The sequence below is a fragment of the Pseudomonas sp. TR47 genome, assembly GCF_044143025.1.
Lineage (GTDB): Bacteria > Pseudomonadota > Gammaproteobacteria > Pseudomonadales > Pseudomonadaceae > Aquipseudomonas > Aquipseudomonas putida_E.
In genome coordinates, this window is the sequence record NZ_JBHFCS010000003.1 from 200,772 (window position 1) to 213,225 (window position 12,454).

At 62.0% G+C, this 12,454-nt stretch carries 12 protein-coding genes and 1 riboswitch; of the genes, 8 read left to right on the plus strand and 4 right to left on the minus strand.

Features of this window, described 5'->3' with window-relative positions; all coding sequences use genetic code 11:
* The first annotated feature begins 128 nt into the window (after positions 1-128).
* A complete protein-coding gene (locus ACEWE8_RS05035) occupies positions 129-524 on the plus strand; it encodes a DUF1090 domain-containing protein (protein WP_046785043.1) in 396 nt (131 codons plus the stop codon).
* Positions 525-616: 92 nt separating this feature from the next.
* Here ACEWE8_RS05035 and ACEWE8_RS05040 read toward each other — a convergent pair whose 3' ends face one another.
* A complete protein-coding gene (locus ACEWE8_RS05040) occupies positions 617-1,063 on the minus strand; it encodes a cytochrome c (protein WP_046785042.1) in 447 nt (148 codons plus the stop codon).
* 115 nt (positions 1,064-1,178) lie between these two features.
* On the opposite strand from ACEWE8_RS05040, the gene ACEWE8_RS05045 reads away from it, so the two are divergent.
* Positions 1,179-2,330, plus strand: a complete 1,152-nt coding sequence (locus ACEWE8_RS05045) for a murein transglycosylase A (RefSeq protein WP_046785041.1) — start codon at positions 1,179-1,181, stop codon at positions 2,328-2,330.
* 49 nt (positions 2,331-2,379) lie between these two features.
* On the opposite strand, the gene ACEWE8_RS05050 is transcribed toward ACEWE8_RS05045, so the two are convergent.
* Together ACEWE8_RS05050 and ACEWE8_RS05055 are read right to left on the minus strand one after the other, a co-directional pair.
* Entirely contained in the window at positions 2,380-2,766 is a 387-nt protein-coding gene (locus tag ACEWE8_RS05050) for an MAPEG family protein (RefSeq protein WP_012312435.1), read from the minus strand.
* A 25-nt stretch (positions 2,767-2,791) separates the two neighbouring features.
* A complete protein-coding gene (locus ACEWE8_RS05055; protein ID WP_012312434.1) occupies positions 2,792-3,625 on the minus strand; it encodes an EamA family transporter in 834 nt (277 codons plus the stop codon).
* Between the two features lie 202 nt (positions 3,626-3,827).
* On the opposite strand from ACEWE8_RS05055, the gene ACEWE8_RS05060 reads away from it, so the two are divergent.
* The gene (locus ACEWE8_RS05060) at positions 3,828-5,063 is read left to right on the plus strand and encodes a sodium:proton antiporter (protein ID WP_046785040.1); all 1,236 of its coding nucleotides are present in this window, start codon (positions 3,828-3,830) and stop codon (positions 5,061-5,063) included.
* Between the two features lie 51 nt (positions 5,064-5,114).
* Here the strand turns inward: ACEWE8_RS05060 and ACEWE8_RS05065 are convergent, their stop codons facing one another.
* Positions 5,115-5,516, minus strand: a complete 402-nt coding sequence (locus tag ACEWE8_RS05065; protein ID WP_012312432.1) for an acyl-CoA thioesterase — start codon at positions 5,514-5,516, stop codon at positions 5,115-5,117.
* Between the two features lie 179 nt (positions 5,517-5,695).
* Positions 5,696-5,792, plus strand: a riboswitch (S-adenosyl-L-homocysteine riboswitch).
* A gap of 20 nt (positions 5,793-5,812) precedes the next feature.
* Here ACEWE8_RS05065 and ahcY point away from each other — a divergent pair.
* From ahcY to ACEWE8_RS05090, 5 genes are all read left to right on the plus strand, one after another.
* Positions 5,813-7,222, plus strand: coding sequence for an adenosylhomocysteinase (gene ahcY, locus ACEWE8_RS05070; RefSeq protein ID WP_046785039.1), 1,410 nt, complete (start codon positions 5,813-5,815; stop codon positions 7,220-7,222).
* Positions 7,223-7,387: 165 nt separating this feature from the next.
* Positions 7,388-8,233 (plus strand): methylenetetrahydrofolate reductase [NAD(P)H], encoded by an 846-nt coding sequence (gene metF, locus ACEWE8_RS05075; RefSeq protein ID WP_046785038.1) that lies wholly within the window; start codon positions 7,388-7,390, stop codon positions 8,231-8,233.
* 94 nt (positions 8,234-8,327) lie between these two features.
* Complete coding sequence (locus ACEWE8_RS05080) at positions 8,328-9,404, plus strand: hypothetical protein (protein ID WP_046785037.1); 1,077 nt, start codon at positions 8,328-8,330, stop codon at positions 9,402-9,404.
* Positions 9,405-9,480: 76 nt separating this feature from the next.
* A complete protein-coding gene (locus ACEWE8_RS05085; RefSeq protein ID WP_046785036.1) occupies positions 9,481-10,269 on the plus strand; it encodes an ABC transporter substrate-binding protein in 789 nt (262 codons plus the stop codon).
* A 216-nt stretch (positions 10,270-10,485) separates the two neighbouring features.
* Complete coding sequence (locus ACEWE8_RS05090) at positions 10,486-12,396, plus strand: DEAD/DEAH box helicase (protein ID WP_046785035.1); 1,911 nt, start codon at positions 10,486-10,488, stop codon at positions 12,394-12,396.
* Positions 12,397-12,454 lie beyond the last annotated feature (58 nt).

The following is a 12,454-nucleotide window of genomic DNA, read 5'->3' on the forward strand; positions in this document are numbered from 1 at the left end:
TGCGCAAAGACCTGTAAGGGGATTTCCGAATCTGAGCCTGGAAAAACCTGCCAAGGGTTTATAAATCGGTAAAACCAAGGCAGGATTTCCCCACTTTCTGCTGCCCCGCCCCGTTCAAGAGGCTTTTCATGAAACGTATTTCCACCCTTTTAGTGCTGGCAACGCTGGCTTTTTCAGCTAACGCCGCCCAGCCCGCCAAAGAACAACCCGCGCTCACCGGTTGCGCAGCCAAGCGCCAAGCGATTGTTGAACAGATCGAACAGGCCAAGGCCCACAACAACAGCAACCAACAGGCCGGCCTGGAAAAAGCGCTGAGCGAAGTCGATGCGAACTGCACCGATGCCGGCTTGCGCAAAGAGCGCGAACAGAAGGTGCTCGAGGCGCGCCACGAGGTCAACCAGCGTACCAAGGACCTGGACAAGGCCATGAAGAAGGGCGACCCGGAGCGCATCAACAAGCGCAAAGACAAACTTGCCGAGGCGAAAAAGGAGTTGCAGGAAGCTGTCGAAGACCTGGAGCGCTGAAGGCTGACAACTAGCCTACGGCCTACAGGGCTTGCCGGGACACCGGCCCGGCACTCGACCAGTGGCCCTGCAGGCCTCTGGTCGACCATGCCTCAGTGGTTGCGAAACTCTGTATGGCAGGCCTTGCACGCTGCCTCGACCTTGTCCATAGGTGCCTTGAGCATCGCCGCGTCCAGTGGCTGCTTGCGTGTCACCGCCAGCAACTCGCCTGTCACCCCTTCCAACGCTTGCGCCAAGTCATGAAAGCGCGCCTGACGCTCCCAGACCTCGGGCCGCGCACTGCTGTCGCCATCATCCTTTACCTGCGGAAAATGCTGCCAGGGCGCATGGGCCAGGCTATCGAGTTTCACCGCACCCTCGGCAAACTTAGCCCCATCGAACGGCAACCGCCCGCGCAGCATGCCACCCATGTCCTCGCTGGTCTTGAGCATCTGCTTGAAGATCGCCTTGCGCTGCCCCAAGGGTGAGTTAGGATCGACACGGTCGCAGGCCACCAGGGACAGGCTGATCAGCAGTATGGCGGTGAAACATTTGAACATCACAGTCACATTGGCAGAGGAAAGGGCCACCAGTATCCTCGCCTGCCATGCAAAGACCAATACCCTTACGAACACTATGGGCAGCCATCCGCTGCTGCCCTCCAAGGATTCAACCATGAAATCTGCTCTGCGCCATCTCGCCTGGGCGCTGCCGGCCCTGGCCTTGCTGGCCGGCTGCAACGGCGGCGAAAACGCCAAGCCCGAACCCCACGCCGTCGCTACTTACACCCCTGCAGCTTGGGCCGACCTGCCCAGCGTCAGCGACAGCGACCTGGTCGCGGGTTTCAACGCCTGGCGCACTGGCTGTGAAAAGCTCAAGCGTGATCCGGTGTGGGCCGCCACGTGCGAAGCAGCACAGCCGATTGCCCTGGAGGCGCCCCAGGTGCGCACGTTCCTGCAAGCGCAATTGCAGGTCTATGGCCTGCGCTCGGCCGAGAACAACGCCAATGGCCTGATCACCGGCTACTACGAACCGGTCTACCCCGGCAGCCTGACACGCACCGAAGCGGCCAATGTACCGGTGTATGGCATCCCCGATGACATGATCGTGGTCGACCTGGCCAGCGTTTACCCGGAACTGAAGGGCAAGCGCCTGCGAGGCCGCCTCGACGGCCGCGTGCTCAAGCCCTATGACACCGCCGAGGTGATCTACCGGGACGGCGTGAAGGCCCCGGTACTGGCGTGGTTGACCGACCCGATGGACCTGCAGTTTCTGCAGATCCAGGGGTCTGGCCGGGTAAAGCTGGAAGATGGCCGTCAATTGCGCCTGGGCTACGCGGACCAGAACGGCCACCCGTACCGGCCGATAGGTCGCTGGCTGATCGAGCAGGGCCAGTTGAAGAAGGAAGACGTGAGCATGGGCGCCATCCATGCCTGGGCTCAGGCCAATCCGCAGCGTGTGCCTGAATTGCTGGCGAGCAACCCCAGCTATGTATTCTTCAGCACCCGCCCTGACAGCAACGAAGGCCCGCGCGGCTCGCTGAATGTGCCGCTTACCGCAGGCTACAGCGTGGCCATCGATCGCAAGGTCATTCCATTGGGCAGCCTGCTTTGGCTGTCCACCACGCGCCCGGACGGCACACCGGTGGTTCGGCCGGTGGGCGCTCAGGATACGGGTGGCGCGATTACCGGCGAAGTGCGTGCGGACCTGTTCTGGGGCACCGGGCCTGAGGCCGGCGAACTGGCGGGGAACATGAAGCAGCAGGGGCAGATCTGGATGCTATGGCCAAAGGGCAAGCCACTGCCTGAAGTACCCAAAGTCCTTTGACTGGCTGCTGCCCTCCTCGCGGCTCGCACGCGAGGAGGGCAGCCAGGCTTCAGGCCGAAACGACGAAGAACGACACGATCAGGGCCACCCCGGCGAACCACACCAGCGAGCGCAAAGCCGCCCAGTCCGCCAGATAGCAGATGATGTAAAGCAGCCGACTGGTGATGTACAAGACCCCCAGCACGTCCTGCGTCACCTGCTCGGCATTGCCCACGATATCGGCCACCAGCACCGCCGCGGCAAATGCCGGAAACGCTTCATAGCTGTTCTGCTGGGCGGCATGGGCACGCCGTGGCAGACCCGATAATGTGTCGAGGAAGGCGCGTGGGTCGTGATTGTCCTTCAAGCCGAAACGGCCACTGCTCACCTTGGCGATCAAGGCGCACAGCGGCGGCAGGAACAATGCGATCAGGATGCACCACAGGGCAACGGTCATGGACAGGACTCCTTCAGTCGTTAGGTTAGAGCTTCATCACCAGCATGCCTGCCAGTACCAGCCCGCAAGCTAGGAGTCTCGGGCCGCCAAAAGGTTCTTTGAGGTAGCGCATGCCCAGCAGTACCACCAGGATGACGCTCAGCTCGCGCAAGGCCGCCGCCTCGGCCACCGAACCCAGATGCATGGCCCACAATACCAGCGCGTAGCTGAACAACACGCAAAAGCCCACTGCCAACCCCAAGCGCCACTGGGTGCGCCAGAACAGCACGAACGGCCCCCGCCGTGCCACACCGGCAAGCAATGGAAAAGGCCAGGCACTGAGCAGGGTCAGCCATACCAGGTAGTCCCAGGGCTTGCCCCACAACCGCACGGCCTGCCCGTCGAACCAGGTGTAGCAACCGATGCACAGGCCGATCAGCGCCACCACTGGCAGCATCGACCAGGGCAGGCGCTCACCCCCACCTCCCTGCCACAGCAGGCACGCCATGCCACACGGGATCAGCAATATGCCGATGATTTGCTGCTGGCTGAGCGACTCGCCGGCGAACGCCAGGGTCAGCCCCAGCACCACCAGCGGTGACAAGCCACGCATCAGAGGATAGACCAGCCCCAGATCGCCTACCCGATATGCCTGGATCAGCAGGAATCGGTACAACTGCTCGGCCAATGCCGAGGCGATCAGCCAAGGCCAGATCTCGGCAGGCGGCAGGTCCACGAAGGCCACTGCGAGCACGGCAAAGGCCAGGGCTACCGAGTCCATGCTGGCGATCACCAGCAAGCGCTCGCCACTGAATTTGATCAGGGTGTTCCAGGTCGCGTGCAGCAGGGCTGCGACCAATACCAGGGAAGTTGCCAGCACGCCTTCAGGTCCTTGTGACGTTATCAGCCACTGAATATATAGCCTTGGTAGTGACAATGGGCGCGAGGCGGTTCTGCATCAAATGCGGAACGAAACCAGCCAGCCAGGTCAAAAACTGTGTCCCGAAACCCTCGCCAGATCATCAAAGAACTGCCCGAGCCATTCGGGTTACGACTTGGAAGCCATTGTTACAGGATTTGGGATGCTTGAATTAGTTGCTGCGTTTATCTGCCTCACAACACTCCTCACCTACGTCAATTACCGCTTTATCGGCCTGCCACCCGCCATCGGCGTGATGGTCACGGCACTGCTGTTCTCGCTGATGCTGCAGGGGCTTAGCCTGATCGGCTTCCCGGGCCTTGAAGAACGCGTCGAAGGGTTGATGAACCAGATCGACTTCAATGACCTGCTGATGCACTGGATGCTGGCGTTTCTGCTGTTCGCCGGCGCACTGCACGTCAACCTCACCGATCTGCGCAGCTACCGCTGGCCGATCGGGCTGCTGGCAACGCTCGGCGTGCTGATCGCCACCGTGGTGATCGGCTTTCTGTCGCACTGGGTCTTTGCGATGTTCGGCTGGCAGGTGCCGCTGATCTACTGCCTGCTGTTCGGTGCACTGATCTCGCCCACCGACCCGATCGCTGTGCTGGGGGCCCTGCGGACCGCCAACGCCTCCAAGCCGCTGAAGACCACCATCGTCGGCGAGTCACTGTTCAACGATGGCACCGCCGTGGTGGTGTTCACTGTCCTGCTGGGCATCATTCAACTGGGTGAAACGCCAAGCATCACTGACACAGCGATCCTGTTCGCCCGCGAAGCCATTGGCGGGGCGGTGTTTGGCGGGCTGCTCGGTTACGCCACCTACCGCATGATCAAAAGCGTCGAGCAGTATCAGGTCGAGGTCATGCTGACCCTGGCGCTGGTCATCGGTGGTTCGGCGATGTGCTACGAGCTGCATGTCTCGGCACCGATCGCGATGGTCGTGGCCGGCCTGATCATCGGCAACCTGGGGCGCAACCTGGCGATGAACGACATGACCCGTCGCTACCTGGACGGTTTCTGGGAGTTGATCGACGACATGCTCAACGCCCTGCTCTTCGCCCTGATCGGCCTGGAGCTGTTGCTGCTGCCGTTCAACTGGCTGCACCTGGCGGCTGGCAGCGTGCTGGCGCTGGCGGTGCTGCTGTCGCGGCTGCTGACCGTGGCCCCGGCGATCGTGCTTTTGCGCCGCTGGCGCAGCATGCCCAAAGGCACCGTGCGGGTACTGACCTGGGGCGGCCTGCGCGGTGGCGTTTCGGTAGCCCTGGCACTGTCGCTGCCATTGGGCGAGGAGCGTGACCTGCTGCTGTCGATCACCTACATCGTGGTGCTGTCGTCGATCCTGGTGCAGGGCTTGAGCATCGGGCGGGTGGTGCGCAAGGTCAGCGCACAACCGTGAAAACCCAGGGCCGTCTTGCCGGCGAAAGGGCTGCGAAGCAGCCCCATCACGTTATTCCACCGCGCTGTCCGGAAACTGGTCCTGAACATATTTGATCTCGGTGCGCCCGTGGGCCGCCGGCTGGCCATCCTCGCCCAGGTTGACGAAGACCATCTTGTCGACAGTCAGGATGCTCTTGCGGGTGATCTTGTTGCGCACTTCACACTTGAGGGTGATCGAGGTGCGGCCGAACTCGGTTGCGGTGATGCCCAGCTCGATGATGTCGCCCTGGCGCGAGGCACTGACGAAGTTGATCTCCGACATGTACTTGGTCACCACACGCTGGTTGCCCAGTTGGACGATGGCGTAGATCGCCGCCTCTTCGTCGATCCAGCGCAACAGGCTGCCGCCGAACAGTGTGCCGTTGGGGTTGAGGTCTTCGGGTTTTACCCATTTGCGGGTGTGAAAGTTCATCTGTACTCCTGACCTGCTTGGCTAACTTGCGGTAATGATGGCAGAGCGGCCGGCGCCGCTCCATTGATCATCGACTATCGTCGCTATTAATCGACAGAAAACCTTGGGCGATGACTCCCGCCAAGGCTATAATCTGCGCCGATTCACATGGCCACCCGCCGCGGTGCCATGCCCGCCACCTGTCCGAGGGGCGCTGCAGCAGGGTCATCCTGTCAGGCTCGGATGGGGCGTTGTCCGCTCCCGCGGACGCTGAACGCACAACGGCGCCCATTCGCACACTACGAATGGAGGCTCTCATGAGCGCTGTAAACACGCCTGCAGGTTTTACCGATTTCAAAGTCGCAGACATCTCCCTGGCCGCCTGGGGTCGTCGCGAAACCATCATCGCCGAATCGGAAATGCCTGCCCTGATGGGCCTGCGTCGCAAGTACCTCGCTGAGCAGCCGCTCAAGGGTGCGAAGATTCTGGGCTGCATCCACATGACCATCCAGACTGCCGTGCTGATCGAAACCCTGGTTGCCCTGGGTGCCGAAGTGCGCTGGTCGTCCTGCAACATCTTCTCCACTCAGGACCAGGCCGCAGCCTCCATCGCTGCCGCCGGTATCCCGGTGTTCGCCTGGAAAGGTGAAACCGAGGAAGAGTACGAGTGGTGCCTGGAGCAGACCATCCTCAAGGATGGCCAGCCATGGGACGCCAACATGATCCTCGACGACGGCGGTGACCTGACCGAGCTGCTGCACAAGAAGTACCCGGCCGTGCTGGACCGCGTCCACGGTGTCACCGAAGAAACCACCACCGGCGTGCATCGCCTGCTGGACATGCTGGCCAAAGGCGAGCTGAAGGTCCCGGCGATCAACGTCAACGACTCGGTCACCAAGAGCAAGAACGACAACAAATACGGCTGCCGTCACAGCCTGAACGACGCCATCAAGCGCGGTACCGACCACCTGCTGTCGGGCAAGCAGGCCCTGGTGATCGGCTACGGTGACGTGGGCAAGGGTTCTGCGCAGTCGCTGCGCCAGGAAGGCATGATCGTCAAGGTCACCGAAGTTGACCCGATCTGCGCCATGCAGGCGTGCATGGACGGCTTCGAGCTGGTCTCGCCGTTCATCGACGGTATCAACGACGGCACCGAAGCCAGCATCGACAAGGCCCTGCTGGGCAAGATCGACCTGATCGTCACCACCACCGGTAACGTCAACGTCTGCGACGCCAACATGCTCAAGGCCCTGAAGAAGCGCGCCGTGGTCTGCAACATCGGCCACTTCGACAACGAGATCGACACCGCCTTCATGCGCAAGCACTGGGCATGGGAAGAGGTCAAGCCGCAGGTCCACAAGATCCACCGTACCGGCGCTGGCGACTTCGATCCGCAGAACGACGATTACCTGATCCTGCTGGCCGAAGGCCGCCTGGTGAACCTGGGCAACGCCACCGGCCACCCAAGCCGCATCATGGACGGTTCGTTCGCCAACCAGGTACTGGCACAGATCTTCCTGTTCGAGCAGAAGTTCGCTGACCTTTCGGCCGAGAAGAAAGCCGAACGCCTGACCGTTGAAGTACTGCCCAAGAAGCTCGACGAAGAAGTGGCCCTGGAAATGGTCCGCGGCTTCGGCGGCGTGGTCACCAAGCTGACCCAGCAACAGGCCGACTACATCGGCGTGACTGTCGAAGGCCCGTTCAAGCCGCACGCCTACCGCTACTAAGCGGCAAGCTTGAAGCTGCAAGCGGCAAGAAAAGGCAGACCGTGCCCTTGCCGCTTGCAGCTCCAGCACCCACGATCTTGAACGATGCCAAGCCAGATCGGCCATCACCGATCTGGCTTTTACTTGCAGCTTGCCGCTTGAAGCTTGCTGCTTGAGGAACGAGTGATGTCACAAGAACGCCGCTACAGTTTCGAATTCTTCCCGACCAAGACCGACGCCGGTCATGAAAAGCTGATGGGCGTTGCCCGCCAGCTGGCTGGCTGCAACCCGGACTTCTTTTCCTGCACCTACGGTGCCGGTGGCTCCACCCGCGACCGCACGCTGAACACCGTGCTGCAGCTGGAAAGCGAAGTGAAGGTGCCTGCCGCCCCGCACCTGTCGTGCGTCGGCGACACCAAGGACGAGTTGCGCGCGCTGCTCGCCCAATACAAGGCTGCCGGCATCAAGCGCATCGTCGCCCTGCGTGGCGACCTGCCGTCGGGCATGGGCATGGCAAGTGGTGAACTGCGATATGCCAGCGACCTGGTCGAGTTCATCCGCCAGGAAACCGCTGATCACTTCCACCTGGAAGTGGCCGCCTATCCGGAAATGCACCCGCAGGCACGCAACTTCGAAACCGACCTGGCCAACTTCGTGCACAAGGTCAAGGCCGGTGCCGACAGCGCCATCACCCAGTACTTCTTCAACGCCGACAGCTATTTATACTTTGTCGAGCGCGCACAGAAGCTGGGCGTGGACATTCCTGTAGTGCCCGGCATCATGCCGATCACCAACTACAGCAAGCTGGCGCGCTTCTCCGACGCTTGCGGCGCCGAAATCCCGCGCTGGATCCGCAAGCAGCTGGAAGCTTATGCCGACGATACCGCCAGCATCCAGGCCTTCGGTGAAGAAGTCATCACCCGCATGTGCGAACAACTGCTGCAAGGCGGCGCACCGGGCCTGCATTTCTACACCTTGAACCAGGCAGAGGCGAGCCTGGCGATCTGGAACAACCTGAAGCTGCCTCGCTGAAATCATTTGGTAAAATCCTATTCAGAAATGCTTAAGGCTTTAGTCATAGACTAAGGCCTTATTTCATTTCCGGTTCAGACGGGTCTTGCCAGCCATGCAACATCTCACACCCCAGCGCCCTCAACTGGTTTACCTGGCCTTCGGCCCTGCCACCTATCATCAGGAAGCCTGCTTCAGCATCGTCAGCGCCCTGGCCCACCTGGGCACGGCTGCGGGCGAGGCCATGGATATACAGGTCTACACCGACAACCCCGAGCCCTACGGCAAGCTGCCGGTTACCGTTCATCTGCTCGATGAGGCAACGCGCAAGGCCTGGAACGAACCTCACGGCTACCATTTCCGCAGCAAGCATGTCGTGTTGCGCCAAGTTCTCCAGCAGCATTCGCAGGCCGTGCTGATCGACACCGACACATTCTTCCGCAAGTCGCCGCTGAACCTGTTCCAGCGGGTCAAAGCCGGCAGCCTGCTGTGCAACGCGATCGGCGGGCGCTACGGCGCAAATCAGCAGTGCCTGCTCTACCAGAACCTGCAGAACATTCTCCAGGCGCGGGGCTTGGCAGACGGCCAGATGCCTATGGTCAACTCCGGGGTGATTGGCCTGACTGCAGAAGATGCGGGGATACTGGACCACTCGATCGCGATGATGGACGAATTCCATCCACTGGTTCGCACGGCCTATACGCTGGAAGAGTTCTGCCTGGCGGTCGCCGCCTACCGCAAGCTGGCGCTGGCTGAATGCACCGATGTCATCCATCACTACTGGAGCCGCAAGGCTCAGTTCCGGGCCAAGATACAGGCCTGGCTGCGCAAGCACGCAGACCAGCCACTTAGCGCCGCCGCCTTGGCCGACGTGCTGTTGGTGAATGACCAGTTGCCGCGCCCGCCGACCTTGCAACGCCTGGGTTACAAGGCCATGAGCCTGACGCTGCCCAGCCGCGAGCGCCAGTTTGCCCGCGAACTGTTGTATGGCAGCTACCCCTACCCCAACGAATTTGACCGTGCCTGCGCACCCGCCTGGTGGGACAAGGCACTGCAGAATCTCAATGAGCGTTATGGCCCGATGGAGCCGGAGCAATTACGCCAGTGCCTGCGCCACCCATGCCTGCGCCTCTCGCTCGGCGCCCAACGCAAGGAAATCGAAGCGCATCTGCTGCAGTCCGCACAGCGTTGAGCGTACTACTCCCGCGAAGGTGCTGCCTCAGCGCCTGCAACTGGCCTTACCCAAGCCGAGCGCGTAATCTCGCCTCATGCCGTTCATCGTCCGCTTCTTCTGCATCCTGCTGCTCGCCTGCCTGAGCCCCATGGCGCAGGCCGAACGCCTGCGCCTGGTTACCGATGACTGGGCGCCTTATGTGTACCAGCACAACGGCCAGCCCAAGGGCATAGATTACGAAGTCACCACTGAGGTGTTCAGGCGCCTGGGTGTCGAGCTGGAGTGGGAATTCATGCCTTGGAAGCGATGCCTGGCCATGATCGAACAGGGCCAGGCCGACGGGGTCATGGACATCTTCAAAGTGGACTCGCGCCAGGCATACATGGTCTACCCGCTGGAGCCCATGTCGGATGTCGAATTCGTGCTGTATCAATCCAGCCGCCGTCGCCATGCCATAACCCGACTGAGCGACCTCACCGACCTGACTGTCGGCACCTCACCGGGCTATGCCTATGGAGCACAGTTCAACGATGCATCAGGCTTTCGGCGTGAAGCGGCGCCAAGCCACGAAGCCAATTTTGGCAAGCTGGTGCTCGGGCGCATCGATTTGCTGGTTACCGACCGCCTGGTCGGGCGCTACCTGCGCCGCCAACTCGGCCTGGAGCAACAGGTAGAGGAACTGCCACTGGTCATCAGCCGTCAAGCGCAATACCTGGGGCTGGCACGCAAACCTGGCCGCGATGCCTTGGCGCTGGCGTTTACCGAAGGGCTGCGGCGCTTCAAGCAGGAGCCCGCTTACCTAGCGATAATCGAACGCTATATCGGCAGCACTGACCACCTTCCTCACACCGTTGAGCAGCAGGAAAGCAGCACACAGCGATAGCTCTGTTATACTCGGGCCTTCCCGCCCGGCTCACGCCCGGACGCTCGGCCTCGCAACAGGCATCCCGATCGGCACCGACGCACCTTGCGTCCTAACTCCGTTTTCCGGATGTGCAGTGAAAGCCCAGCTGGACCGGACGCGATCGCATCTCACCGATGCCCGTCGCGCCAGGCAGAATATCCCTACGGGCCCAGCCCCCACAGAACAGGATTGCCCATGTCCTTTGCTTCCCTCGGTCTCTCCGAGGCACTTGTCCGCGCTATCGAGGCTGCGGGCTATACCCAGCCGACTCCGGTGCAACAGCGGGCGATTCCCGCCGTGTTGCAAGGCCGCGACCTGATGGTCGCCGCACAGACAGGTACTGGTAAAACCGGCGGTTTCGCCCTACCGATCCTTGAGCGCCTGTTCCCGGCAGGCCACCCGGACAAATCCCAGCGCCACGGCCCGCGCCAACCGCGCGTGCTGGTCCTGACCCCGACCCGCGAACTGGCGGCTCAGGTACACGACAGCTTCAAGGTTTACGCTCGCGACCTGCCGCTGGTCAGTGCCTGCATTTTCGGCGGCGTTGGCATGAACCCGCAAATCCAGGCCATTGCCAAGGGTGTCGACGTCCTGGTGGCCTGCCCGGGCCGTCTGCTCGACCTGGCAGGGCAAGGCCGCGTCGACCTGGCCCACGTGGAAATCCTGGTCCTGGACGAAGCCGACCGCATGCTCGACATGGGCTTCATCCACGACGTCAAGAAGGTCCTCGCCCGCCTGCCGGCCAAACGGCAGAACCTGCTGTTCTCGGCGACGTTCTCCAAAGACATCACCGACCTGGCCGACAAGCTCCTGCACAACCCTGAGCGCATCGAGGTCACCCCACCGAACACCACCGTCGAGCGTATCGAGCAGCGCGTCTACCGCCTGCCCGCCAGCCACAAGCGCGCGCTGCTGGCCCACCTGATCACGCTCGGCGCCTGGGAGCAGGTACTGGTATTCACCCGTACCAAGCACGGTGCCAACCGTCTGGCCGAGTACCTGGAAAAGCACGGCCTGAGCGCCGCGGCCATCCACGGCAACAAGAGCCAGAACGCTCGTACCAAGGCACTGGCCGACTTCAAGGCCAACAGCGTACGCGTACTGGTCGCCACCGACATTGCCGCCCGTGGCCTGGACATCGACCAACTGCCGCATGTGGTCAACTTCGAACTGCCCAATGTCGAAGAAGACTACGTTCACCGTATCGGCCGCACCGGCCGTGCCGGCCGCTCGGGCGAGGCCATTTCCCTGGTCGCGCCGGACGAAGAAAAACTGCTCAAGAGCATTGAGCGGGTCACCAGGCAGAAGATCGCCGATGGCGACCTGATGGGCTTCGACCCAAGCCAAGTGGAGGCCGAGAAGCCTGAGGTGCGTGAACGCCCGCAGAACAACGGTCGCGGCGGGCGCAATCAGCAGGCCCGTGGTGACGGTGGCAAAGATGGCAGTGGCGGCCGCAAGGACAAGGGCAAGGATAAAGGCAAGGCCAAGCAGCAGGCCGCCGACAAGCCTGCCGACAAGGAAAAGTCCGCCGACAAGCAGCAACAGCCGCGCAAGCCGCGTGACAAGAAGCCGCGCCAACAGCAAGCCAGCCAGAACACTGTACCTAAGGCACCGGCCGACCGTGCTCCGGATGAATTCCTGGACGACGAAATCGACAACTTCGGTAATCGTGCCGACTACGTCAGCCCCTACCAGAATGCCAAGAACCAGGGCCGCAACCGCCGCCCGGGTGCCAATGCCGGCGCTGGCCAAGGCCAGGCCAACCCTGGGCGCAGCAACAGTGGTGGCAGTAACAGTGGTGGTGGCCAAGGGCGTAACGGCGGCCAGCCGCGCAGCGCCAGTGGCGAGAAACGCCCGCCGCGCAACAACAAGGGAGGTGATGCGCGCCGCGATAGCAACGGTGGTGGCCGCAACCGTTCGGCCGGCCGTGATGACGCATCCCGTCAGGAGCCGGCAGTACGTAGCTCGCGAGAGCCGCAAAACCAGCCTGTGATCATCCGCAAGGAATCCAAGCTCGATCGTTTCCCAACGCCTGAGCAACTGGAAGACCTGCCAAGCCGCCCACGTGGTGAGCGGCCTGCGTTACTGACCCGCAAAGGCGGCTAACGCTACCGGCAAATAAAAACGCCGCCCCATGGGGCGGCGTTTTTATTGCTCAGGCAAT